The following is a 24142-nucleotide window of genomic DNA, read 5'->3' as shown; positions in this document are numbered from 1 at the left end:
ACGAGCCTACCCGCCGCCTACGACAGTGACGCGATCTTTAAATGGCGGGGGCCGGCACCGGCGCGAGCACCCGCACGGCGCCGGGAACACAGGTCGCGGTGAGCGGCAGCGCCCCGAGCTGTTCACCGTCCGCGTACGCGGTGACACCGGCCGCGGACAGCTCGATCGAGGAGACCCGGTGCACGGTGACCTTGGGGTGGCCGAGGTGCGTGCCCTTGTAGACGCGGGGGAAGACCTTGAGCAGCGTGGTGCGGCTGCAGTCCCCGACCACGGTCACGTCGAAGAGCCCGTCGTCCATCACGGCACCGGCGCAGATCCGCATGCCGCCGCCGTACGTCGTCCCGTTGCCGACGGCGATCAAGGTGGCCTCGATCTCCCGGACCGGCCCCCCGTCCAGCCTGACGCGGTACGGGATGGGCCTGAACGAGGCGAGTTCGGCGACGATCGCGAGGTCGTACTTGAACCGGCCGCCGATCCACCGCATCCGGTTGCCCCGGTCGTTGACCCGGGAGTCGAAGCCGGAGGCGAGCACCGAGCCGAACCACCGCTCGCCGACCCTGCCCAGGTCGATCTCCCGGACCGCCCCGCCCTTCAGGGCCTCGGCGGCCAGCCGTCCGGCGGCGGCCGGTTCGCGGACCGGCAGCCCGAGCGCGCGGGCGAAGTCGTTGCCGGTGCCGACGGCGACGACCCCGAGCGGGGTCGTCGTCCCGGCGACCGCCTGGAGGGCGAGGGACATCATGCCGTCCCCGCCGACGGCTATCAGCGCCCCGGTCCCGCCCCCGACGGCCTCGCGGGCCCGCCGCAACGCGTCGTCGGCGTCCACGCCGAGCACGGTCCGTACGGAGAAACCTGCGTCCCGCAACGCGGAAGCGGCCGGCTGCGCGGCGTGCGCGCCCCGGCCGCTTCCCGCGGTGGGATTGACGAAGAGGGTGATCTCGCTGGTCACCCGGGGGACCTTACAAGGTCAGGTGATGTCGTCGTAACCGCCCGAGCGGTCACGGTCCGAGTTCGACTGCGAAGGCAGCGACCTGCGGGACGCGACGGACTCGACCTCACCGATGTCCTCGGGCGTGAGATCCAGCTCCGAGGCTTCGTCGTCATCGGGTCCGGCCGCCGCGGCCCGTGCCTTGCGCCGGTCGTTGACGAGCGAGACCGCCGTGGCCGCGAAGTAGAGCACCCAGATCGGTCCGGCCAGGAGCAGCATGCTCACCGGGTCGGTGCTGGGCGTCGCCACGGCGGCGAAGACGGTGATGCCCATGATCATGCCCCGCCACCAGCCGAGCATCCGCTTGCCGGTGATGATCCCGCCGACGTTCAGCATCACGAGCAGCAGCGGCAGTTCGAAGGCGAGACCGAAGACCACGACCATGCGTGTGATCAGGTCGAGCAGTTCGTCCAGCGGCAGCTGGTTGTCGAGGTCGGCCGGGGAGAACTCCAGCAGCACCCGCGCCATGGTGGGCAGCGTCTTGTACGCGAAGAAACCGCCCGCGAGGAAGAGCGGGAACCCGGCGCCCACGAAGGCGAGCGAGTACTTCTTCTCGTGCTTGTGGAGCCCGGGGGCCACGAAGGCCCACAGCTGGTAGAGCCAGACCGGGGACGAGAGGACCACACCGGCCATCAGGGAGACCTTGAGGGCGAGGGTGAACGGCGTGAGCAGACCGTTCAGCACGATGCGTGCGCAGGTGGCGTCGCTCTTCTTGGCCAGCTCGGCGAGGCTGTACTCACAGCCGACCGACTTCAGCACCGGGTTGGTGAAGAACTCGATGATGTCCTTGTAGAAGAACGCGGCCACGATCGTGACGATGACGATCCCGAGCAGCCCCTTGGCCAAGCGGTTACGCAGCTCACGCAGGTGCTCCACCAAGGGCATGCGGCCCTCTGGGTCCGTCTCCTGCTTGCGGGCAGACTTGAGCAACCCACGTCCTCATCTCGTGCAGCAGGCCCGTGCCGATCAGCGCGCCTGCGTCGGCCCGTTACTTGTCAGCGGTTGGTCGAGTCGGTCGGCTCCCCGACCGGACGCGAGCTGCTCACGTCGCCGGGCGCTGCCTTGATGGTGCGCGGGGCGGCCTGGTCCTGGGCGGTGTCGTTGGCGGCCGGCTCGGCCGGCGTCGCCGAAGGGCCGCCCTCGGACTTCATGGCCTTGGCCTCGCTCTTGAGGATGCGGGCCGACTTGCCGAGCGAGCGAGCCATGTCAGGAAGCTTCTTCGCGCCGAACAGCAGAACAATGACGACGAGGATCAGGATGATCTCGGGAGCGCCGAGCCTTCCGAACATATGCGTGTACCTTCTCACCGAGGCGGCAGGGGTGGGGCGGATGGAACCTCGGACAAGACGTCCGATCTTCTTACCGTCAGCGATCGTATCCCGCAGGAGTAAACGCAGGGCAATACCCATGCATCCGTGCGATTACGGCCCATGCCTCGCTCTCAGGGCCGCCGTGAGCAGCGTACCCCCCGAACCCGCGAAACAGGAGGCCGCGCCCGGCCGGATCGATCCTCCCAGCTCACAGCGGGTTCCGGGCTGCCGGGAGGGGAGGGGAGCCACCTCTACGGGCGCAGCGTCTCGCCGGTCGCGGCGAGGTCGGTCGCGGCTCGCTCCAGGTCCTCCGCGGCCCGGTTGATGCGCTGGGTGGTACGCGTCACCTGACGCCCGAGCCGCTGGGCCTCGACGAAGACTCTGACGGCCAGCGCGCCGAGGACGGCGATCCCGAGAAAGCCCAGGGCGATGGCGAGCATGGGCCAGAACATGCGCGGAGCCTCGATGTTTCTAGGTGGTGTCGGACGGCGTGCGGTGGCGAAGGGCCAGGCGGTTTCGGGCGCTCTCTAGCAGCCGGTGTGCAGACGCAGGGTCCGCACACCGCCCCGGCTGAGCAGTTCGACTATCCGCTCCCCGGCCGGTTTGCGGACGGCTGCCCCGCACCGCGGGCAGGTGAAGGAGTAGAACGTCGTCCGGCGGCTCGCCCCCACGGCCAGGCGGAGGGCCGCCGCGGCCAGCTCGAAGCGCTCGTGGCAGTCCGGGCACGCGGCCTTGAACCGTACGGATTCGGGCACCACCACGGTCGGAACGCCTGACACCACAGACATCTGGCTCATATCTTCCTCGGTATCCGCTCAGACCGCGCCGTCGTCGTACCCGGCGAGCGCGGCACGGGCCGCGTCCCGCGCGCTGCTCGCCAGCTCCGGCGGGGAGACGATGCGGCCCTCGCCGCCCAGCCGCAGCGCGAGCCTGCGCAACGAGGCCGGGTCGGGGGTGCGCAGCGCGATCCGCAGCCCGCCGTCGGGCAGTTCCTCCGCGCTGTCGTGCGGGTAGTACTCGGCGACCCAGCGTCCGCCGGGGCCCACCTCGACGATGACTTCCGGGTCCTCCGCGGCCGGCTGGACGAGTCCCGCGGACAGATCGCGCAGCTCCAGCTCGGGCGGTGCGGCGGGCTCGTCCAGCAGGCGGATCGCGGCGACCCGGTCGAGCCGGAAGGTGCGCCGGTCCTCGGAGGAGCGGCACCACGCCTCCATGTAGGTGTGCCCCACGGCGAACAGCCGGATCGGGTCCACCTCGCGCTCGGTCAGCTCGTCGCGCGCGGGTGAGTAGTAGCGCAGCCAGAGACGGCGCCGTTCGGAGATCGCCCGGTCGACCTCGGCGAAGACGCCGCCCTCGGACTCGAAGGTGACCGAGAGCCGCGAGCTCGCCGCCCCCACCTCACCAGCCGCGGTCTCCAGCTTCGCGGTGGCCCGCAGCAGCGCCTGCCGGTCGCTCTCGCGCAGCCCCGGCAGCGTGGCCACCGCACGGGCGGCGACCAGCAGCGCGGTCGCCTCGTCGGCGGCGAGCCGCAGAGGCTCGGCGACGTCGTCCGGGTTGTGCCACCAGATCCGGTCGCCGTCGGTGTCGATGTCCAGCAGGTCCCCGCCGCGGAAGCTGGTGCCGCACATGGGCAGCACGTCGAGGTCCGAGATCAGCTCGTCCTCGGTGATCCCGAAGGCGCGGGCGACGTCCTGGACGTGGGCGCCGGGGCGCTCGCGCAGGTACGTCACCAGGGAGAGCATCCGGCGGGTCTGGTCGATCGCGTTCGTGGCCATGGGTGGCGCTTCTCCCTCAGTCCTTGGCCACGGCGCGCAGCCGGTCCACCACATCGGCCCGCAGGTCGGCGGGTTCCTGTACGACGACGTCCGGACCGAACTCGACGAGCCAGGCGTCCAGGCCGTGTCCGTACGGAATCTCCAACTCGTCCCACCCGTTCCCGAGTTCCCGGACCGTCACGGCGCGCGAGCGCAGCGGGTAACCGGCGCCGGTTCGCAGCTTGATCCGCGCGGTCCTGGTGGCCGTCTCCCCCGCCCAGCTCTCGACGGTCTCGCGTACGGTCACGACGTCGGGCACCCCGGCGGTGAAGGCTCCGGCCCGGGAGCGGACCCGGCCGGTGATGCGGGAGAGCCGGAAGACCCGCTCGGCGCGGCGGTCCCGGTCCCAGCCCGCCAGGTACCAGTGGCCGCGCCAGCACTCCAGGGTCCAGGGCTCGACCTGGCGCTGCTCGGGCGTGGCGGCGTTGCCCTTGCGGTAGTCGAAGGTGACCGGGCGGCGGTCGCGGCAGGCCAGCATCAGGGGCTCGAACGCCGTCTCGTGGACGGGGATGCGCGGTTCGAGGGCGCTGTGCACCTCGTAGGCGTCCTCGGCCTCCGGCATGCCCGCGGCCCGCAGCTTCTGGAGGGCGCCGCTGGCCGCACCGGCCAGCCGGGCCTGCTGCCAGACCTTGGCGGCCAGCCCGAGCGCGGCGGCCTCCTCGGCGTCCAGGGTGATCGGGGGCAGCCGGTTGCTGTCGCGGCGGGCGAGGTAGCCGGTCTCCCCGTCCAGGTTCTCCACGGTCTCGATGACCAGACCGAGCTCGCGCAGATCTTCCTTGTCACGCTCGAACATCCGGTTGAAGGCGTCGTCGGAGCCCGCTTCCAGATAGGCCTCGATGGAACCGCGCAGCTCGCGCTTGCTGAGCGGACGGCGCGTCCCCAGCAGACACAGCGCCAGGTTCATCAGCCGCTCGGCCTTGGCAATCGCCATCGGCGCCCCTTCTGTTTCGCTCTACGACGGTCGACCGTACCGCCCCGCGCTGCCGGGACAAAAGCGAGGGCCCGTGCCTGACGGCACGGGCCCTCGTTCCTGCGGAGGCGGAGATCAGACGGCGACCAGGTCGCAGACGAAGATCAGCGTCTCGCCGGGCGCGATGGCGCCGCCACCGGCGCCGCGGTCGCCGTACCCGAGGTGCGCGGGGATGGTCAGCTGACGACGGCCGCCGACCTTCATGCCCTGCACGCCGCGGTCCCAGCCCGCGATGACCTGGCCGGCGCCGAGCTGGAACTCCAGCGGCCTGCCGCGGTTCCAGGAGGCGTCGAACTCCTCACCGGTGGAGAAGGCCACACCGACGTAGTGAACGGAAACGGTGGCGCCCGCCTTGGCGACCGGGCCGTCGCCCTCCCAGAGGTCCTTGATCTCCAGGTCGGCCGGCGGCGCGCCTTCCGGGAAGTCGATCTCGGGCTTCTCGATGTTCACTGACTTGCTCCTCTTGATGATGAACTGGGCAACCGGGACAGTCTTACATCTTCGCCAGCAGGTCCACGGCGAAGACCAGCGTGGACTTCGCGGGGATGGTCTGCTGCGCCTTGTCGCCGAAGCCCTGGTCCGGCGGGATGACGAGCAGCACCCGGCTGCCGATCTTCTTGCCGACCAGGCCGTTCTTCAGCCCCTTCAGGGTCACCTGGGCGAGCGGGAAGGTCTGCGTCTTGCCCGCGGCGTAGGTGCTGTCGAAGGTCTTGCCGTCCTTCCACGTCAGTGCGACGTAGTTCACGACGACGCTGTCGGTGTCCTTCACGACCTCGCCCTTGGACTCCAGGATGTAGTTGGAGACGAGCTTGGCGGGCGGGGCGCTCTTGGTCGGGACGGTGACCTTGGGGGCCTTGCCGTCCGTGTTGGTGCCGACCTTCGGCAGATCGATGTTGTCCTGGGCGACCTCGGTGCCCTTGGCGGAGGCCGGGATCTGCGTCGCCTTCAGGACGTCGACGACGAACACGAGCGTGGCGTTCGGCTTGATGTCACCCTGGCCCTGGGCGCCGTAGCCGAGGTCCGGCGGGATGACCAGCTGGACGCGGCTGCCGACCTTCTGGCCGACGAGCCCCTTGTCCCAGCCCTGGATGACCATGCCGGCGCCCAGGGTCAGGTCGAACGGCTGCTTCCGGTCGAAACTGTTGTCGAAGGGCTTGTCGGAGTCCCAGGACTGGCCGAGGTAGTTGACCTGGATCGCGTCGCCGTTCTTGAGCGTGGCGCCGTCGCCCTTGCTGAGGACTCTGGTCTTGAGCTCCTTGGGCGGCTTGCCCTCCCCCTTGGCCAGGGTCGGCTTCTCACCGAATTTCGCACCCGCGGTGATCGCGGGGAACCCTTCCTTCGACTCGGCGGAAGCGGAAACGGAATCGGAGCCCTTCTCGTCACCACATGCCGCGGTCAGCAGCAGGAGGGGGACAACGAGAAGGCCGGCAAGTCGGCGCACTTGTTCCTCAGATCTCAGACGACACGATGGGTTGAGTCCCCGCCACTCTAGGGCGTACGCAGGGCCCCGTACGAGATACGTACGGGGCCCGCGTCGCGCCGGTGGCCGGGAGTGACCCGCGCCCGCTCACATACCCGCGATCAGCTTCTCCACTCGGTCGTCCACCGAACGGAAGGGGTCCTTGCACAACACCGTGCGCTGTGCCTGGTCGTTGAGCTTGAGGTGGACCCAGTCGACGGTGAAGTCCCGCCGCTGCTCCTGGGCCTTGCGGATGAAGTCGCCGCGCAGCCGCGCCCTGGTGGTCTGCGGGGGCACGGACTTGCCCTCGAAGATCTTCAGGTCGTTGCAGACACGGGCGGCCTGTCCCTTGCGCTCCAGCAGGTAGTACAGGCCGCGCCGACGGTGGATGTCGTGGTACGCGAGGTCTATCTGGGCGACCCGCGGGTGCGACATGGTCATGTTGTGCTTGGCCCGGTACCGCTCGATGAGCTTGTACTTCATCACCCAGTCGATCTCGGTCTCGATCCGGTCGAGGTCCTCGGCCTCGACCGCGTCGAGCGTGCGGCCCCAGAGCTCCAGGACCTGGGCGACCGTCCCGGTGCGGATGCCGCGGCGGTCGACGAAGTCGACGGCCTTCTCGTAGTACTCGCGCTGCACCTCGATGGCGGAGGCCTCGCGGCCGCTGGCCAGACGTACCTTGCGCTGCCCGGTGGTGTCGTGGCTGACCTCGCGGATCGCCCGGATCGGGTTCTCCAGCGTCAGGTCCCGCATCACCGTGCCCGCTTCGATCATGCGGAGCACCAGGTCGGTCGCGCCGACCTTGAGCAGCATGGTCGTCTCGGACATGTTGGAGTCACCGACGATGACGTGGAGGCGGCGGTACCGCTCCGCGTCCGCGTGCGGTTCGTCACGCGTATTGATGATCGGGCGGGAACGCGTGGTCGCGGAACTGACGCCCTCCCAGATGTGCTCGGCACGCTGGCTGACGCAGTAGACCGCGCCCCGGGGGGTCTGCAGTACCTTGCCCGCTCCGCAGATCAGTTGTCTCGTGACGAGGAAGGGAATGAGGATGTCCGCGAGCCGGGAGAATTCTCCGTGCCGGGCCACGAGGTAGTTCTCATGACATCCGTAGGAGTTTCCCGCCGAGTCGGTGTTGTTCTTGAAGAGGTAGACGTCGCCCGCGATTCCCTCCTCGTGCAGGCGGCGTTCGGCATCGACGAGCAGGCCTTCGAGAATGCGCTCACCGGCCTTGTCGTGGGTGACCAGCTCGGTCAGGTTGTCGCATTCGGGGGTTGCATATTCCGGATGCGATCCCACGTCGAGGTAGAGGCGGGCGCCGTTCCGCAGAAAGACATTGCTGCTGCGGCCCCATGACACAACACGGCGGAAGAGGTAGCGCGCCACTTCATCAGGGGACAGTCGGCGCTGTCCCCTGAACGTGCACGTGACGCCGTACTCGTTCTCCAGCCCGAAAATGCGGCGGTCCATGACTGAACATTACGCCTGATGGCCTGAGCTGAAACCGGGTTCGACAGCACCGTTTCGATCATTTTCCGATCCCCGTACGGCAACTGCGGTACGTCCGGGAACCTCCAGCGCCTTTCCCGTGGCCAGCAGAACGAGCAGTGCCGCCACCCCTCCGGCCCCCGCGACGGCGAAACTCCACGCCGTGCCGCCCGCCTCGACGGCCGGCCCCGCCACAGCCGTTCCGGCCGCCGCGCCGACCCCGAACGTCGTCACCAGCCACGAGAACGCCTCGGTCACGGTGCCCCGCGGGGCGTGCCGGTCGACGACGATGAAGGAGCAGGCGATCGCGGGTGCCAGGAAGACCCCCGCGAGGGCCGCCAGCGCGGTCATGACGGGCACCGAGGGGGTCAGCGTCAGGGGCAGGTAGCCGAGCGCCAGCAGGGCGACGATGACCCGGAGGCGGCGTTCGGGCGCCCCGGCCCACTGCCGTGCCCCGTAGACCGCGCCACCGAGCAGCGCGCCCAGCCCGAGCGCCGCCATCAGCCAGCCGTACACCGAGTCCCGGCCGTGGTCGTCGGCGTAGGCGACCCCGGCCACCGTGATCGAGCCCAGCGCGAGCCCGACGAAGAAGAACGACCCGAGCAGGGCCAGCAGCCCCGGCGAGCGCAGCGCGCCCAGCCAGTGCGCCTCACGGGGTGCGGAGCGCCAGGCCCGGGAGGGCTCACAGAGGACGACCGAGAGCGCCCCGAGGACGCCTATCACGTTGATGACGAGCAGCGCGGCGGACGGCGACCAGAACGCGACCAGCGCGGTCACCAGCAGCGGGCCCACGGTGAACATGATCTCCTGGGCAACCGCGTCCATGGCGTACGCGCGGTGCACCCGGTCCTCCCGGCCCAGGACGCTCGGCCACAGAGCCCGCAGTCCGCCTTCCAGCGGCGGCGTGAAGAGCCCGGCCACCGCCACCGCCCCGTAGGCCAGCGGCAGCGACCCCAGGCCCGTCAGTGCCAGCAGGACCATGCCCAGCGCCGACACCACGGCGGCGGGGAGCTGGACGCGGGGCTGCCCGTACAGGTCCACGGCGCGCCCCAGCAGCGGCTGGCCGACCGCGGTGGCCAGTCCGTAGACGGCGGCGAGCGCTCCGGCCAGGGAGTAGCTGCCGCCCTCGGCGCGGGTGAACAGCACGATCGCGATCGGGGCGGTGCCGTTCGGCAGCCGTCCCACCAGGGTTCCCGTCAGCAGCCTGGCGGCGTGCCGCGCCCGGAGGATGTCCAGATAGCCCGCGGCCATGAGCCTCGCCCCTCTCCCCCGGCGGTCCGGCGACCCCGAGGTTTTACGTATAACTTCGAGGTTCATACGTACCATGTGGCCAGTCCGCAGGTCCACCGCACGGCGCCTGCCCCGACCGGCCCGGAGGCCCGAGTGACCAGCGCACCACAGCCCGCCCCGCCCCGGCCCACCAGCCGCGATGTGGCGAGGGCCGCCGGTGTCTCACAGGCCACCGTCTCCCTGGTGCTCGGCGGCAAATGGCGCGGACGGGTCTCCGATGCCACCGCCGAGCGCGTCCGCGGCGCCGCCCGGGGCCTGGGCTACCGGCCGAATCTCGCCGCCCGCAATCTGCGCCTGGGCCGTACCAGGACCGCGCTGCTGGTCGTCCCCGCGCTCACCAACGAGTTCTTCGCCCGCGTCTACACCGGCGCCGCGGCGGTCGCCGCCGAGCACGGCTTCGGCGTCGTCCTCTATCCGTCGCCCGACGGGACCGGCCCGGCCAAGGACCCGTTCGCCTCGGCCAGCTCCGCCCTGGACGGCGTGATCGCCTCCTCTATGGCGGCCGGGGCGCTCGGCGCGCTGCGCGGCGCCGGGCTTCCGCTGGTCATGCTCGACAGCGATCCGGCGGACACCGGTGTCGCGGCCCGGATCAATCTGGACATCGCCGACGGGATGCGGCAGGTGGCGGAGCACCTGCTCGCCCTGGGCCACCGCCGCTTCGTCCACCTGGCCTCGGCGGTCGACTCCTGGACCTTCGCGGTGCGCGGCCGGGCCCTGCACGACAGCCTGAGCACGGTGCCGGGCACCTCGCTGCGGACGGTCACGGCGGCGCTCGACGTGCACGCGGCCCGGGCCGCGGCGGAGCGTGCGCTGGCCGCCCCGGAGCCCGCGCCCACCGCGCTCGTCTGCGACGACGACATCCTCGCCGCGGGTGCCTGCAAGGCCGCCCGCAGGCTCGGTCTGCGCGTCCCCGACGACCTGTCGGTCACCGGCTTCGACGACCTGGCGCTGGCCGTGGCCGTGGAGCCGGAGCTGACCACCGTGCAGCTGCCCGCCGAGCAGGTCGGGGAGCGCGGGATGGCCGCCCTGCTGGCGGTCCTGGACGACCGTACGGCCGCGCCGGGCAGTCTCCCCGTACGTCTGGTGGCCCGCGGCTCGTCGGCACCGCCGCGGGCATGACCGTGCCCCGGCCCGCCGGGAGGGGCGGACCGGGGCACGGTGCGGATCGCTCCGGGCGGGCTACTCCACGTCCCCGCCGGAATCGGGCGTCTTCGGCGCGGCGGACTCGCCGCCCTCCTCGGTGTCGGAGGCGGCGTCCGTCGGCGCCGGGCCGCCGTCCGCCTCCAGCAGCCGGGCGAGCTGCGCGCCGACGATGCGCTTGAACTTCCGCTGCTGCGGTCGCGTCCGGTCCAGGACCGCGACCTCCAGCCGTTCGGCGGGAATCTCCCGCTCGCTGCCGTTGGGGTCGCGCGACAGCGCCTGCACCGCAAGCTTCAGCGCCTCGGCGAGCGTCATCCCGTCGCGGTGCCGCTGGTCCAGGAAGGTGCTGATCTGCTCGGCGTTGCCGCCGACCGCGACCGAGCCGTGCTCGTCCACGATCGATCCGTCGTGCGGCAGCCGGTAGATCTGGTCGCCCTCCGGATCGGCGCCGACCTCGGCGACCACCAGCTCGACCTCGTACGGCTTCTCGGCCGCGCTGGAGAAGATCGTGCCGAGCGTCTGCGCGTAGACGTTGGCGAGCCCACGGGCGGTCACATCGTCGCGGTCGTAGGTGTAGCCGCGCAGATCGGCGTAGCGCACGCCGCCGATGCGGAGGTTCTCGTACTCGTTGTACTTCCCGGCTGCGGCGAAACCGATCCGGTCGTAGATCTCGCTGAACTTGTGCAGCGCGCGGGACGGGTTCTCGCCGACGAACACAATGCCGTCGGCGTACTGCAGCACGACCAGGCTGCGACCACGGGCGATGCCCTTCCGGGCGTATTCCGCCCGGTCGGCCATGGCCTGCTGAGGAGAGACATAGAACGGCGTCGACACCGGTTATCCGTCCCTTTCTGTCAGTGACGAGAGCGTCGGGGAAGCTGTGGAACGGAGGGTCAGAGCAGCGCGGCGCGCGGGCCGTCGGGCTGCTCCAGCCGGTGTTCCAGGACGGCGCGGGCGATCTCGGAGGATTCCGCCTCGTCCAGCCTCCGGAAACCCTCGTCGGTGATGACGGTGACGATCGGATAGATGCGCCGGGCCACGTCCGGACCGCCGGTCGCCGAGTCGTCGTCCGCGGCGTCGTACAGCGCCTGCACGATCAGGGTGAGGGCGTCCTGCTCCGTCAGGTCCCGGCGGTAGAGCTTCTTCATCGAGTTGCGGGCGAAGATCGAGCCGGAGCCGGTGGCCGCGTACCCGTGTTCCTCGGAACGGCCGCCGGTGACGTCGTACGAGAAGATGCGGCCCTGCTCGCGGTCGACGTCGAAGCCCGCGAAGAGCGGCACGACGGCGAGGCCCTGCATGGCCATGGCCAGATTGCTGCGGATCATCGTGGAGAGCCGGTTGGCCTTGCCCTCCAGGGAGAGCTGGGCGCCCTCGACCTTCTCGAAGTGCTCCAGCTCCAGCTGGAAGAGCTTGACCATCTCCACGGCCAGCCCCGCGGTGCCGGCGATGCCCACCGCCGAGTACTCGTCGGCCGGGAAGACCTTCTCGATGTCGCGCTGCGCGATCATGTTGCCCATGGTCGCGCGCCGGTCACCGGCGAGGACCACGCCGCCGGGGAACGTCGCCGCGACGATGGTCGTCCCGTGCGGCGCCTCGACGGCACCCTGCAGCGGCGGCAGGTTCCGGTTGCCCGGGAGCATTCCGGGCGCCTGGTCGGACAGGAAATCCATGAACGAAGAGGATCCCGGCGTCAGGAAGGCAGCTGGTAGACGCCCGGTGCTACGAGTGTTGGCTTCCACGCGTTTCCCTCCAGGTAAGCGACGGCCCTGCGCAAGGCGTCAGGATCGTCTCCCAACTTGCCGATGGCCGAGTTGCAGTTGATGCGGTTACGCCACGGACCCTACCCGTCCCGCGGCGGTGATCCACCCGGACCGCGGGGGCGGTTGCGCGGCTCGCGCCGCCGTTTGCGACCGCGCGGTACGGGCCACCCCGGCCCGTACCGCGCATACCGCCCCCCGATCCCTCGCGTTCACATACGCGAATTACTGTCCGCCCTTCTGGACGAAGGACCTCACGAAGTCCTCCGCGTTCTCCTCGAGCACATCGTCGATCTCGTCGAGGACCGAGTCGACATCGTCGCTCAGCTTCTCCTGGCGGTCCTTGAGGTCCGCCGAGCCCTGCGCTTCCTGCGCCTGCTCCTCGACCTCCTCGGTGGAGCGCGTCGCCTTCTGCTGTCCGCCGCCGGTGTCCTTGGTCGCCATCTAGCTCACCCCGCTCGGTTCGAAGCACTTGACTGAGACCCTACCCACGGGCTCCGACATCGGCCCGGTACTTTCCCTCAACGTCCGGGGGTCATCCCGATGATTCCCCGTTCCCGGCCCTTTCAGCCGCCCGACAGGACCTGGACCAGCTCTTCGGCCGTGCGGCAGCGGTCCAGGAGCTCCTTGACGTGGCTACGGGTGCCGCGCAGCGGCTCCAGGGTGGGCACCCGCTGCAACGAGTCGTGACCCGGAAGGTCGAAGATGACCGAGTCCCAGGAGGCCGCGGCCACGTCGTCGGCGTACTGCTCCAGGCAGCGGCCCCGGAAATAGGCCCTGGTGTCCTCCGGAGGCTTCGTACGGGCCTGGTCGACCTCGTTCTCGTCCAGCAGCCGCTGCATCTTCCCGCGGGCCGCCAGGCGGTTGTACAGGCCCTTCTCGGCCCGCACGTCGGCGTACTGGAGATCCACCAGGTGCAGACGGGCCGCGTCCCAGTCCAGGCCGTCGCGGCGGCGGTAGCCCTCCATCAGCTCCCGCTTGGCGATCCAGTCCAGCTCGCCCGACAGGCTCATCGGATCGTTCTCCAGCCGGTTGAGCGTGTCCTCCCAGCGGATCAGGATGTCCTTGGTCTGCTCGTCGGCGTCGGCCCCGTACCGCTCTTCCACGTACTTGCGGCCCAGCTCGAAGTACTCCATCTGCAGTTGTACCGCGGTGAGGGTGCGGCCGCTGCGCAGCGTGATGAGGTGGGCGAGCTCCGGATCGTGGGAGACCTGGTGAAGCGTGCGCACCGGCTGGTCGACCGCGAGATCGACGTTGATGAAACCGTCCTCGATCATGGACAGGACCAGCGAGGTGGTGCCGAGCTTGAGATAGGTGGAGATCTCCGAGAGGTTCGCGTCCCCGATGATCACATGGAGGCGGCGGTACTTCTCGGCGTCGGAGTGGGGCTCGTCCCGGGTGTTGATGATGGGGCGCTTGAGCGTGGTCTCCAGGCCGACCTCGACCTCGAAGTAGTCGGCGCGCTGGCTGATCTGGAAGCCGTGCTCGTGGCCGTCCTGGCCGATTCCCACCCGCCCCGCGCCGGTGACCACCTGGCGGGAGACGAAGAACGGGGTCAGGTGGCGCACGATGTCGGAGAACGCGGTCTCCCGCTTCATCAGGTAGTTCTCGTGCGTGCCGTACGAGGCGCCCTTGTTGTCGGTGTTGTTCTTGTACAGATGGATCGGCTGGGCGCCGGGCAGCTGGGCCGCGCGCTCGGCGGCCTCGGCCATGATGCGCTCCCCTGCCTTGTCCCAGAGGACCGCGTCCCGCGGATTGGTGACCTCGGGGGAGCTGTACTCGGGGTGCGCGTGGTCGACGTAGAGACGGGCCCCGTTGGTGAGGATGACGTTGGCGAGGCCGATGTCCTCGTCGGTGAGCTGGCTGGCGTCCGCGGTCTCGCGGGCGAGGTCGAAACCCCGCGCGTCCCGCAGCGGATTCTCCTCCTCGAAGTCCCAGCGGGCGCGGCGCGCCCGGTGCATCGCCGCCGCGTAGGCGTTGACGATCTGGGACGAGGTGAGCATGGCATTGGCGTTGGGGTGGCCGGGGACGGAGATCCCGTACTCCGTCTCGATGCCCATTACTCGCCGTACGGTCATGCGGCCCTCCTTGCCCGGCGGCGCTCCCTTGAGGGGCGGCGCTCAAGTACCGCTGCTTGTCGGTGCGCGTGCACGGCCCGTCCACGCGTTGCGCGACCGGGCGGTACGCAAGAGCCTAGAGCGCCGCTGCCCCGGCAGGGGAGATCAATTGCGCCATTGCCGCGGTGTCGCGTGGGACGTACCGAAAGCAACCGGCTGCGGATGCCCGGCCGGGCATCCGCAGCCGGTTGGCGTTTCTACAGGTACTGCCCGGTGTTCGCCACCGTGTCGATGGAGCGGCCGGTGTCCGCGCCCTGCTTTCCGGTGACAAGGGTGCGGATGAAGACGATCCGCTCGCCCTTCTTGCCGGAGATCCGGGCCCAGTCGTCCGGGTTGGTGGTGTTCGGGAGGTCCTCGTTCTCCTTGAACTCGTCCACGCAGGCCTGGAGGAGGTGGGAGACGCGCAGGCCCTTCTGCCCCTGGTCGAGGAAGGCCTTGATGGCCATCTTCTTGGCCCGGTCGACGATGTTCTGGATCATCGCGCCGGAGTTGAAGTCCTTGAAGTAGAGGACTTCCTTGTCGCCGTTGGCGTACGTGACCTCGAGGAAGCGGTTCTCCTCGGACTCGGTGTACATCCGCTCGACGACCGACTGGATCATGGCCTGGGTAGCGGCCTCCTTGGAGCCGGTGTGCTCCGCGAGGTCGTCCGCGTGCAGTGGCAGCGAAGGCGTGAGGTACTTCGCGAAGATGTCCTTCGCGGCCTCCGCGTCCGGGCGCTCGATCTTGATCTTCACGTCGAGACGGCCGGGCCGCAGGATCGCGGGGTCGATCATGTCCTCGCGGTTGGAGGCGCCGATGACGATGACGTTCTCCAGGCCCTCGACACCGTCGATCTCGGCGAGCAGCTGGGGGACGATGGTGTTCTCCACGTCCGAGCTGACACCGGATCCGCGGGTGCGGAAGAGGGACTCCATCTCGTCGAAGAAGACGATGACCGGAGTGCCCTCACTGGCCTTCTCGCGAGCCCGCTGGAAGACCAGGCGGATGTGCCGCTCGGTCTCACCGACGTACTTGTTGAGCAGCTCAGGACCCTTGATGTTGAGGAAGTAGCTCTTCCCGGCCGGCTGGCCGGTGACCTCTGCGACCTTCTTGGCAAGCGAGTTGGCGACGGCCTTGGCGATGAGCGTCTTGCCGCAGCCGGGCGGCCCGTAGAGCAGGATGCCCTTCGGGGGACGCAGCTCGTGTTCCTTGAAGAGGTCGGGGTGCAGGTAGGGCAGCTCGACCGCGTCGCGGATCAGCTCGATCTGGTCGCCCAGACCGCCGATCTTGTTGTAGTCGATGTCCGGGACCTCTTCGAGGACGAGCTCCTCGACCTCGCTCTTGGGAACCACTTCGTAGACGTAGCCGGACCTGGGTTCGAGCAGGAGGGCGTCGCCGGGACGGATGGTCATGTCCAGCAGCGGCTCGGCGAGCCGCACCACCCGTTCCTCGTCGGTGTGCCCGATGACCAGGGCCCGCTCGCCGTCCTCAAGGATTTCCTTGAGGGTGACGATGTCACCGGCCCGCTCGAATTCCATGGCTTCGACCACGTTGAGCGCTTCGTTGAGCATGACTTCCTGGCCGCGCCGCAGGCCGTCGGGCTCAACGCTGGGACTGACGTTCACCCGGAGCTTGCGGCCCCCGGTGAAGATGTCGCAGGTGCCGTCCTCGTTGCTCTGCAGAAACACCCCGAAACCGGCCGGTGGCTGCGCGAGCCGGTCGACTTCTTCCTTGAGGGCCACGATCTGGTCGCGGGCCTCGCGCAATGTGCCGGCGAGCCGCTCATTCTGTGCGGAGACGCCTGACAGGTTGGTCTGCAACTCGACGATCCGCTCTTCGAGAATCCTCGTATGGCGCGGAGAGTCGGCGAGCTTACGTCGCAGGACGGCGATTTCCTGCTCGAGATAGGCAACCTGGCCGGCCGGGTCTTCGGACCCCCGTCCGGGCCGGATGCCGCGGTTGATGTCGTCGTCGTGGGCTGCCACGGTCCTCACCTCCTCCAAGGGGAGCTGGACGCTTCCTGACCCTACCTGCGTGGGTGATGATTGAAACCCCTAGATCACAAAGACTGCGGTGCGTGTCCGATCTTCACCCTTGCGTTCCCCCTCGTGTCAGGGGAATACCCACCCTTCAACATCGGAAAGCGGCCGGTTGTATCGTCGAACCGTTCAACACCCGTCAGGGCTGGCTTCTTTTGGTTCGGATACGCAGGAAACGGCAGGAGAAATGACCGTGCAGCAGGACGCTCCCAACGGTGGCGACGCGCAGGATCTGGAGGTCTGGATCGACCAGGACCTCTGCACGGGAGACGGCATCTGCGTCCAGTACGCCCCCGAGGTGTTCGAGCTGGACATCGATGGTCTGGCGTACGTGAAGAGCGCGGACGACGAGCTGCTCCAGGACCCGGGCGCGACGACGCCGGTACCGCTGCCGCTGCTTCAGGACGTGGTCGACTCGGCCAAGGAGTGCCCCGGCGACTGCATCCATGTGCGTCGCGTTTCGGACAGCGTCGAGGTGTACGGCCCCGAGGCCGCCTGATCCGGCGGCCTGCGGGCCGCCGGTGATCCGGCCGTGACCGGCCCGGTGTCCCTTCAGACGCCGGTGGGATCGGCCTGGGTGGCGCGGACGAACGCACCGCCCTTCCACTGCCAGGTGACCCGCTCCCGCTGATCGGGGCAGCAGCGCGCCACCGCGTCGGAGGAGTAGCCGAGCAGGGTGGCCGAGACGATGCCGTCACGCACCGCGAAGTCGCTGATGCTCATCCCCTGAGCGGGGTCGACCAGGGTCGCCACGACCCGGGGTGCGGCCCCGCTCCCCTGTGTGAGGACGTAGACGCCGCTGGGCGGGGTGCCGGAGCCCGCGTCGCAGTGGACCACCGCGACAGTCTCGGGGCGGGCGTCGCCGTCGAGGTCACCGGCGGCCCGCTTGGCCACGGTGCTCCTGAGCCCGCCGCAGTCCAGCGGGAAGGACGCGCGGGCCGGATCGGGAGCGGCGGCGGGCGCGGTGCCGTGCTGCGTGGTGGCGCGGTGAGGGGTGGAGGCCGAGGCCGTGGGGTCCGGCTGGAGCAGGCCGGCGGCCGCGATGACGGCGGCCATGGCCGCGGCGGTGCCGAGCCAGTGCAGCGGCGTGGTGTCGGTGTGCGCGAGGTCCGGGAGCTCGGAGGTCTGCACGCGCGATGTCTCCTGTGGTTCCTGAGGTCCGAGGATGCCCTGGGCGGGCGGTGCCCGGTGGCGTGGGGTGGCCAGCATCGTGCCACACCCCGTTGAACGGCGGAACGGTGGGGTCGGTATGTGATTCCGGACCGGCGAGGACAGCGTCCCCACCGGCAACGAAGGGGCGCCGCCGCCGAGTTCCCGGAATGGCCCGGTCGTTCGGCGGCGGCGCCGGTGCGTCGCGCGGTCAGCCTCGGGAGGAGCCGCTCTGGCTGCCGGGACCGTCGTAGTCCTCGCCGTAGGCACCCTTGGCGGGGCGGCGGCGGCGCAGCGGAGCCTCCACTCCGTCGGCCAGGCGGCGGGCGGTGACGAGGAAGCCGGTGTGGCCGATCATGCGGTGGTCCGGGCGGACCGCCAGGCCCTCGACGTGCCAGTTCCGGATCATCGATTCCCAGGGCTGCGGTTCGGCGAAGCAGCCGATCTCGCGGATGGACTCGACGGTCCGGGCGAGCTGGGTGGTGGTGGCGACGTACGCGCAGAGGATGCCGCCGGGCACCAGGGCCTTGGAGACGGCCTCCAGGCACTCCCAGGGGGCGAGCATGTCCAGGATGACGCGGTCGACGTCGGTGTCCGAGAGGTTGTCCTGGAGGTCGCCGACGGTGAGCTGCCAGGCCGGGTGCGGCTCGCCGAAGTAGCGCTCCACGTTCTGCTGGGCGATCTCGGCGAAGTCCTCGCGGCGCTCGTAGGAGTGCAGCATGCCCTGGTCGCCGATGGCGCGCAGCAGGAAGGTGGACAGCGATCCGGAGCCGACTCCTGCCTCCACGACGCGGGCGCCGGGAAAGATGTCGGCGAAGGCCAGGATCTGCCCCGCGTCCTTGGGGTAGACCACGGCGGCGCCGCGGGGCATGGACAGGACGTAATCGGGGAGCAGGGGGCGCAGCGCGAGATAGGCGACGTTTCCCGTGGTCCGGACCACACTGCCCTCGGGGGCGCCGATCAGCTCGTCGTGCGGGAAAGAACCCTTGTGGGTGTGGAAGTTCTTTCCTGCTTCGAGCGTGAAGGTGTAGTGGCGTCCCTTGGGATCGGTGAGCTGGACCTGGTCCCCGACCTTGAAGGGCCCGCGTCGGCGGGCGGCACCGGTGGGTTCAGACATGTGACCAGCGTACCGGTGATTTCCGGGGCGCCCGCCGCGAGCCCCGGGCTCGCGGCGGGGCCCTCAGGAGGCGGGCCGGGCCAGGGCGGCGACGAAGGCGCGCTCGACGTCGGCGGTGGAGAGGACACCGTAGATCTCTCCGGTCTCCTCCAGGACCAGGTACTCGGTGGCCGGGCTGGCCTTGAGCCGTTCCAGGAGCGCCTCGCCGGACAGTTCGGCGGAGACCTTCATGCCGTCGGTGAGGTCCTGGGCGAGGCCGCCGACCTCGACCCAGGGGCGGCGGTGCTCCGGTACGGCGACGATGGCCGTCTCCCGCACGATGCCCGTCGGCTCGCCCTGTCCGTCGACGACGACCAGGGCGCGGGCGCCCGCCTCGTTGGCGCGGCGCAGCGCCTCGGAGAGAGGAGTGGCGGTCTCCACCGGGACGGCACGGCGGGTGAGGGTGCGGGCGCGCAGTTCGGGGAGGTGTTCGCGCAGCCGGGCCATGCGCAGGCTGTTGCCCGCCCCGGTCCAGATGATGGCGGCGAGGATGGCGGCGAGCAGCGCGTCGGTGAGCGTGTCCATGCTGCTGAGGTCGGCCGGGTCGTTGCCGAGGGCGCCGGTGCGGGTGAGCAGCGGCAGGCCGATCAGGGTGACGACGGCGAGGGCGCGGCCGACCCAGGCGGCGGCGACCGTGCCGCTCATCGGGCGGCCGGTGATCTTCCATACGACGGCGCGGAGCATGCGCCCTCCGTCCAGCGGGAGGCCGGGGAGGAGGTTGAAGGCGGCGACCAGGAGGTTGGAGATCATCAGTCCGGCGAGCAGGACACCGGGGACGGTGCCCGGCTCGACGAACTTCGCCCCCGCGTAGAACACGCCCGCGAGCACCAGGGAGAGCAGCGGGCCCACGAAGGCGAGGAGGAACTCGCGGCCCGGGGTCTCGGACTCCTTCTCGATCTCGGAGACTCCGCCGAAGAACTGGAGCTGGATGCGGCGCACCGGCAGCTTGTAGCGCAGCGCCACGATGGTGTGCGCGAGTTCGTGGACGAGCACGGAGGCGTAGAAGGCGATCGCGAAGAACAGCGAGACCAGGTAGCGCGCCGCGCCGAGTTCGGGGAGCACTCTCTCGAGCTGGCCGCCGAAGACCCAGGTGATCAGGGCGGCCACCAGGAACCAGCTGGGGGCGACGTACACCGGCACGCCGAAGGGGCGGCCCATGAGGATGCCGCCGCCGGGCTCTTCGGGGCGCTGCGGTCCGCCCTTGTCGGAGCCGGTGCCGGGGGGTGTCGCCCCCGTACCGGACTGCGGGCGCCCGCTGTCGCCGCTCTTGTCCACGAGATCCCTTCGGTCGGTGCGCCACGGCGCGGTGATGCGGTGTGAGGAGCTTGTGGGGTCGATGGTATGTCGCCCGCTGTCAGTGGCGGGCCGTAGGGTCTTCCGCATGACCTCCCTGCCGACGCCCGTACAGCCGCCCTCGTCCCTGTCACCGTCGCGGGCGAGCGATTTCATGCAGTGTCCGCTGCTGTATCGCTTCCGGGTCATCGACCGGCTGCCGGAGAAGCCCAGCGAGGCGGCGACCAGGGGCACGCTGGTCCACGCGGTGCTGGAACGGCTCTTCGACAATCCCGCGGCGGAGCGCACCGCGGGCCGGGCCACGGCGCTGGTCCCCGCCCAGTGGGACCGGCTGCTGGAGTCCCGGCCGGAGCTGTCGGAGCTGTTCGCCGAGGACGCCGGGGGCGAGCGGCTCGCGCGCTGGCTGTCGGAGGCTGAGGGCCTGGTGGAGCGGTGGTTCTCGCTGGAGGATCCGACGCGCCTGGAGCCCGCCGAGCGGGAGCTCTTCGTCGAGACGGAGCTGGAGTCGGGTCTGCGGCTGCGCGGGGTGATCGACCGGATCGATGTGGCGCCGACCGGCGAGGTCCGGATCGTCGACTACAAGACGGGCAAGGCCCCGCGCCCCCAGTACGCGGAGGGCGCGCTCTTCCAGATGAAGTTCTACGCCCTGGTGATCTGGCGGCTGAAGGGTGTGGTGCCGCGCCGCCTCCAGCTCGTCTACCTGGGCAGTGGCGACATCCTGACGTACGACCCGGTGATGGGTGATCTGGAGCGGGTGGAGCGCAAGCTGCTGACCCTGTGGGAGGCGATCGCGCAGGCCACGGAGACGGGCGAGTGGCGGCCCCGGCCGACGAAGCTCTGCGGCTGGTGCGACCACCGCGCGGTCTGCCCGGAGTTCGGCGGCACTCCCCCGGTCTATCCGCTGGCGGTACGCCCGGCGGAGCCGGAGCGGGACGCGCAGGGCAGAATGGATCCGGTCCGAGCTGAGGCAGGCCGGCCCGCGGCCCCCGAAGGACCCTGAGGGAGACAAGGAGACCCTGTGGCTATCCGCGTCCTGCTGGTCGACGACCAACCACTGCTGCGTACCGGCTTCCGGATGATTCTGGAGGCGGAGGGCGACCTCGCGGTGGTGGGCGAGGCCGGTGACGGTCTCCAGGCCATCGACCAGGTGCGGGCGCTCCAGCCCGATGTGGTGCTGATGGACATCCGTATGCCCCGGATGGACGGGGTGGAGGCGACGCGCCAGATCACCGGTCCGGGCCGTGACGGTCCGGCGAAGGTGCTGGTGCTGACCACGTTCGATCTCGACGAGTACGTGGTGGAGGCGCTGCGCGCCGGTGCCAGTGGCTTCCTGCTGAAGGACGCTCCGGCCAATGAGCTGGTCCAGGCCATCCGGGTCGTCGCCGCGGGCGAGGCGATGCTCGCGCCGAGCATCACCCGCAGGCTTCTGGACAAGTACGCGGACCATCTGCCCTCCGGTGAGGAACCGGTGCCCAACACCCTGCACACGCTGACCGACCGCGAGGTCGAGGTGCTGAAGCTGGTGGCGCGCGGTCTGTCGAACGCGGAGATCGCCGCGGACCTCTTCGTCAGCGAGACGACGGTCAAGACGCATGTCGGCCATGTGCTGACCAAGCTGGGCCTGCGCGACCGGGTGCAGGCCGCGGTGTACGCGTACGAGAGCGGGCTGGTGCGCCCCGGCGCCCAGTAGCCGGAGCGGGTGCGGGGCGGCCGGGCGGGCCGCGGCCCCTCAGCGGGGGTCGCGGGCCAGTTCGCCGAGCCGGAGGCCCGCGGAGGTGCTGACCGCCCGTTCGACGCCGGTGAGGCCCTGGCGCGCGGCGGCGTACTCCTTGCCCTGCCAGACCGGCAGCACCGGTACGTCCCTGGCGACGATGGCCTGGACGCGCCGGAAGGCGGCGGCGGTCGCGGTGCGGTCGGTCTCGCGGCGGGACTGCGGGATGAGTGTGCGCTGGGCCGGGGCCGAGGTGTAGGCCGAGCCCAGGACGTTGTCCCGGCCGAGGAACGGTGCGGTGAAGTTGTCCGGGTCGGGGAAGTCGGGGAACCAGCCCATGCCGTAGACGGCGTAGTCACCGCCGAGCTGCGCGGGTCCGAACGCGTCCCAGGCGGTGCCGCGGACGGTGACGTCGAACAGCCCGGTGTCGTTGAGCTGCTTCTTCAGCAGGGCGAACTCGTCGGCCGTGGCGGAGCCGAAGTGGTCGGTGGTGTAGTCCAGGGTGAGTTTCACCGGGGTGCGGACGTGTGCGGAGCGCAGCAGTGCCGCGGCCTTCGCGGGGCTGGGCTCGCCGTACCGGTCGTAGAACGAGTTGGTGTGCGCGGCGATGCCGGAGGGGATCAGCGAGTAGAGCGGATCGGCGGTGGCGCGGTACGCGGTGGCCGTGATCTCGTCCCGGTCGATGATCTGGGCCATGGCCTGGCGGACCGCCCGGTTCTTCACGGCCGGGTCCGTGGTGTCGAAGCCGAGGAAGTGGATGGCGAGGCCGGGCATCTCGATGAGTTCGACGCCGTCCGCGGGCTTCTCCCGCAGCCGCTGGACCTGGGCGGGCGTCATGGTGCGGGTCATCATGTCGATCTTCTGGTCGCGGAGCGCCTGCTCCATCGCCTCGGCGGAGCGGAAGAGGTCCAGGTCGACGCGTTCGTTGCGTATCTTCAGGCTGCCCTTGTAGCGGGGGTTGCGGGTGAAGCGGATCTTGACGACCCGCTGGTGCCCGGTCTGCGCCTTCATGGTGTACGGGCCCGAGCCGTCCACCTCGAAGCCGTCGCGCGCCGTCTTCGCCGGGTACGCGCTCCGGGGCACGATGCCCGCGACGGGGGTGGCGAGCTTGTACGGGAAGGTGGCGTCCGGGGTGCGGAGGTGGAAGACGACCTCGCGTTCGTTCTGGGCCTCGACCGTGTCGAGGGTGTCGAGCAGGGCGGCCGGGCCGTTGGGGGTGTGGAGGGCGAGAACCCGGTCGATGGAGTACGTGACGTCGTCGGCGGTGAGCGGGGTTCCGTCGGCGAAGGTGAGGCCGGAGCGGAGCGTACAGCGGTAGCTCTCGTTCTGCTTGTCCGTGAACCGGCAGCTCTCGGCCGCTTCGGGAACCGGCGGGCCGCCGCCGACCGGTATCCGGGTCAGGGTCTGCACGGTCTGCCGCAGCACGTTCCACGCGCCCGCCTCGTAGCCGACGGCGGGGTCGAGCGGTGCGGGGCTGTCCTTCGAGGCGACGAGCCGGTCCGTGGCGCCGACCACGACGGCCGCCCCCCGGTCGGCCCGGTCCCCCGACGCGCCGCAGGCGGCGAGTACGGGTGCCAGGAGGCCGGCGACGGCCGGCAGCACCAGGTTCTTGCGGTTCATCGTGGACGCTCTCCCTCATCCGGGCATGGACAGAGCGACCCTAGTGGGTGCCGTCGGCCATACAGGAACACGGGGTTCCGGTACGTGGCCGGGCGGTGAGGGGCGGGCCTGGCGGTGTTCTCGTGCACCGGGCCGTCCGGGTCAGTACCGTTCCGCGACCAGGCTCCGCAGGAAGGCGAGGTCGACCTCTTCGAGCGAGCCCACGACCAGGCGGCCCGCCGCGGGGGCGATGGGCGCGACGGACGGCACGGCGACCACCCGGCAGCCCGCCGCCTCGGCGGCCGCGACACCGGTCGCGGTGTCCTCGATCACCGCGCAGCGCTCGGGGTCGGCGCCGAAGCCGGCCGCGGCGGTGAGGTAGGGCTCGGGATGCGGCTTGGTGCGGGAGACCTCGTCGCCCGCGACGGTCAGGGCGAAGTGGTGGGGGCCCAGCGATTCCAGCACCTGGTCGATGATCCGCCGGTGCGAGGCGGAGACCAGGGCCGTGGGGATCCCGTGCCTGGCCAGCTCGGCCAGCAGTCGCCCGGCGCCGGGCATCAGCGGGACACCGCGGGCGATGCGCTTCTCGAAGCGGTCGTTGAGGAGCACGGTGACTTCGTCGAGGGTGACGTCCGCTCCGGTGACCTCGATGAGGTACCCGGCGCTGCGCGTCATCGGACCGCCGACCACCACGTCCCGCCACGCTTCGTCGAGCCGGTGCCCGAGGTCGCCGAAGACCTCCACCTCGGCTTCCCACCAGAAGCCCTCGGTGTCGACCAGGGTGCCGTCCATGTCGAGGAGGACTGCCTGGAGCGCGGCGCCTTCGGCCGTGCGGGTCAAGGACGCGGGGACCGTGCTGGTCATCCGGCACACCTTCCGTAGGGGA

25 protein-coding genes and 1 pseudogene are annotated in these 24142 nt (G+C 70.3%); 4 read left to right on the top strand and 22 right to left on the bottom strand.

What is annotated here, in order from left to right; translation table 11 throughout:
• Nucleotides 1-37 precede the first annotated feature (37 nt).
• The 11 genes from ACFVWY_RS06940 to ACFVWY_RS06890 all read right to left on the bottom strand — a co-directional run bounded on the left by ACFVWY_RS06940 (nt 38) and on the right by ACFVWY_RS06890 (nt 9277).
• Nucleotides 38-946, bottom strand: a complete 909-nt coding sequence (locus tag ACFVWY_RS06940; RefSeq protein ID WP_389868062.1) for a diacylglycerol kinase — start codon at nt 944-946, stop codon at nt 38-40.
• 18 nt (nt 947-964) lie between these two features.
• Nucleotides 965-1915: a twin-arginine translocase subunit TatC gene (tatC, locus tag ACFVWY_RS06935; protein ID WP_389868060.1), complete on the bottom strand. Its 951-nt coding sequence runs from the start codon at nt 1913-1915 to the stop codon at nt 965-967.
• Between the two features lie 65 nt (nt 1916-1980).
• A complete protein-coding gene (tatA, locus tag ACFVWY_RS06930; RefSeq protein ID WP_389868348.1) occupies nt 1981-2274 on the bottom strand; it encodes a Sec-independent protein translocase subunit TatA in 294 nt (97 codons plus the stop codon).
• A gap of 272 nt (nt 2275-2546) precedes the next feature.
• Entirely contained in the window at nt 2547-2747 is a 201-nt protein-coding gene (locus ACFVWY_RS06925; RefSeq protein WP_389868058.1) for a hypothetical protein, read from the bottom strand.
• Nucleotides 2748-2822: 75 nt separating this feature from the next.
• Nucleotides 2823-3092, bottom strand: a complete 270-nt coding sequence (locus ACFVWY_RS06920; RefSeq protein WP_389868056.1) for a hypothetical protein — start codon at nt 3090-3092, stop codon at nt 2823-2825.
• 18 nt (nt 3093-3110) lie between these two features.
• Complete coding sequence (locus tag ACFVWY_RS06915; protein ID WP_389868055.1) at nt 3111-4070, bottom strand: helix-turn-helix transcriptional regulator; 960 nt, start codon at nt 4068-4070, stop codon at nt 3111-3113.
• Nucleotides 4071-4086: 16 nt separating this feature from the next.
• On the bottom strand, nt 4087-5040 hold the full coding sequence (locus tag ACFVWY_RS06910) for a helix-turn-helix transcriptional regulator (RefSeq protein WP_389868053.1): 954 nt from the start codon (nt 5038-5040) through the stop codon (nt 4087-4089).
• Between the two features lie 114 nt (nt 5041-5154).
• Nucleotides 5155-5529 carry an FKBP-type peptidyl-prolyl cis-trans isomerase gene (locus ACFVWY_RS06905; RefSeq protein WP_389868051.1) on the bottom strand — a complete coding sequence of 125 codons (375 nt, stop codon included), beginning with the start codon at nt 5527-5529 and terminating at the stop codon, nt 5155-5157.
• A gap of 43 nt (nt 5530-5572) precedes the next feature.
• The gene (locus tag ACFVWY_RS06900; protein ID WP_389868050.1) at nt 5573-6520 is read right to left on the bottom strand and encodes an FKBP-type peptidyl-prolyl cis-trans isomerase; all 948 of its coding nucleotides are present in this window, start codon (nt 6518-6520) and stop codon (nt 5573-5575) included.
• A gap of 126 nt (nt 6521-6646) precedes the next feature.
• A complete protein-coding gene (gene pafA, locus ACFVWY_RS06895; protein WP_389868048.1) occupies nt 6647-8008 on the bottom strand; it encodes a Pup--protein ligase in 1362 nt (453 codons plus the stop codon).
• Between the two features lie 9 nt (nt 8009-8017).
• Nucleotides 8018-9277, bottom strand: coding sequence for an MFS transporter (locus ACFVWY_RS06890; RefSeq protein WP_389868046.1), 1260 nt, complete (start codon nt 9275-9277; stop codon nt 8018-8020).
• 132 nt (nt 9278-9409) lie between these two features.
• On the opposite strand from ACFVWY_RS06890, the gene ACFVWY_RS06885 reads away from it, so the two are divergent.
• The gene (locus ACFVWY_RS06885) at nt 9410-10435 is read left to right on the top strand and encodes a LacI family DNA-binding transcriptional regulator (RefSeq protein ID WP_389868044.1); all 1026 of its coding nucleotides are present in this window, start codon (nt 9410-9412) and stop codon (nt 10433-10435) included.
• A 60-nt stretch (nt 10436-10495) separates the two neighbouring features.
• On the opposite strand, the gene prcA is transcribed toward ACFVWY_RS06885, so the two are convergent.
• The 6 genes and pseudogenes from prcA to arc form a co-directional block, all read right to left on the bottom strand.
• A complete protein-coding gene (prcA, locus tag ACFVWY_RS06880) occupies nt 10496-11290 on the bottom strand; it encodes a proteasome subunit alpha (RefSeq protein ID WP_389868042.1) in 795 nt (264 codons plus the stop codon).
• Nucleotides 11291-11349: 59 nt separating this feature from the next.
• The gene (gene prcB, locus ACFVWY_RS06875; protein ID WP_389868040.1) at nt 11350-12195 is read right to left on the bottom strand and encodes a proteasome subunit beta; all 846 of its coding nucleotides are present in this window, start codon (nt 12193-12195) and stop codon (nt 11350-11352) included.
• A pseudogene (locus ACFVWY_RS06870) lies at nt 12147-12337 on the bottom strand (endonuclease domain-containing protein); the annotation flags it as partial. The pseudogene ACFVWY_RS06870 and the gene prcB, both read right to left, overlap by 49 nt.
• 101 nt (nt 12338-12438) lie before the next feature.
• Nucleotides 12439-12657, bottom strand: coding sequence for a ubiquitin-like protein Pup (locus ACFVWY_RS06865; RefSeq protein ID WP_389868038.1), 219 nt, complete (start codon nt 12655-12657; stop codon nt 12439-12441).
• A gap of 122 nt (nt 12658-12779) precedes the next feature.
• Nucleotides 12780-14291, bottom strand: coding sequence for a depupylase/deamidase Dop (gene dop, locus ACFVWY_RS06860; RefSeq protein ID WP_389868036.1), 1512 nt, complete (start codon nt 14289-14291; stop codon nt 12780-12782).
• Nucleotides 14292-14527: 236 nt separating this feature from the next.
• Nucleotides 14528-16294: a proteasome ATPase gene (gene arc / locus ACFVWY_RS06855; protein WP_389868034.1), complete on the bottom strand. Its 1767-nt coding sequence runs from the start codon at nt 16292-16294 to the stop codon at nt 14528-14530.
• A 241-nt stretch (nt 16295-16535) separates the two neighbouring features.
• On the opposite strand from arc, the gene ACFVWY_RS06850 reads away from it, so the two are divergent.
• Complete coding sequence (locus ACFVWY_RS06850; RefSeq protein WP_385825639.1) at nt 16536-16847, top strand: ferredoxin; 312 nt, start codon at nt 16536-16538, stop codon at nt 16845-16847.
• Between the two features lie 53 nt (nt 16848-16900).
• On the opposite strand, the gene ACFVWY_RS06845 is transcribed toward ACFVWY_RS06850, so the two are convergent.
• From ACFVWY_RS06845 to ACFVWY_RS06835, 3 genes are all read right to left on the bottom strand, one after another.
• Nucleotides 16901-17479 carry a hypothetical protein gene (locus ACFVWY_RS06845; RefSeq protein ID WP_389868032.1) on the bottom strand — a complete coding sequence of 193 codons (579 nt, stop codon included), beginning with the start codon at nt 17477-17479 and terminating at the stop codon, nt 16901-16903.
• 229 nt (nt 17480-17708) lie between these two features.
• Complete coding sequence (locus ACFVWY_RS06840; protein WP_093541283.1) at nt 17709-18614, bottom strand: tRNA (adenine-N1)-methyltransferase; 906 nt, start codon at nt 18612-18614, stop codon at nt 17709-17711.
• Nucleotides 18615-18677: 63 nt separating this feature from the next.
• A complete protein-coding gene (locus ACFVWY_RS06835) occupies nt 18678-19928 on the bottom strand; it encodes a site-2 protease family protein (protein WP_389868030.1) in 1251 nt (416 codons plus the stop codon).
• 172 nt (nt 19929-20100) lie between these two features.
• On the opposite strand from ACFVWY_RS06835, the gene ACFVWY_RS06830 reads away from it, so the two are divergent.
• Nucleotides 20101-20946 (top strand): RecB family exonuclease, encoded by an 846-nt coding sequence (locus ACFVWY_RS06830; protein ID WP_389868346.1) that lies wholly within the window; start codon nt 20101-20103, stop codon nt 20944-20946.
• Nucleotides 20947-20964: 18 nt separating this feature from the next.
• A complete protein-coding gene (locus ACFVWY_RS06825) occupies nt 20965-21636 on the top strand; it encodes a response regulator (protein WP_376688107.1) in 672 nt (223 codons plus the stop codon).
• 39 nt (nt 21637-21675) lie between these two features.
• Here the strand turns inward: ACFVWY_RS06825 and ACFVWY_RS06820 are convergent, their stop codons facing one another.
• The gene (locus tag ACFVWY_RS06820; RefSeq protein WP_389868028.1) at nt 21676-23277 is read right to left on the bottom strand and encodes an ABC transporter substrate-binding protein; all 1602 of its coding nucleotides are present in this window, start codon (nt 23275-23277) and stop codon (nt 21676-21678) included.
• A 141-nt stretch (nt 23278-23418) separates the two neighbouring features.
• Nucleotides 23419-24120: an HAD family hydrolase gene (locus ACFVWY_RS06815; RefSeq protein ID WP_389868026.1), complete on the bottom strand. Its 702-nt coding sequence runs from the start codon at nt 24118-24120 to the stop codon at nt 23419-23421.
• Between the last annotated feature and the right edge of the window lie 22 nt (nt 24121-24142).

Origin of the sequence: Streptomyces sp. NPDC058195, from assembly GCF_042883525.1 — a bacterium.
Lineage (GTDB): Bacteria > Actinomycetota > Actinomycetes > Streptomycetales > Streptomycetaceae > Streptomyces.
The sequence above is the reverse complement of the archived record's forward strand: the minus strand, read 5'-3'. Positions and strand labels throughout refer to the sequence as shown.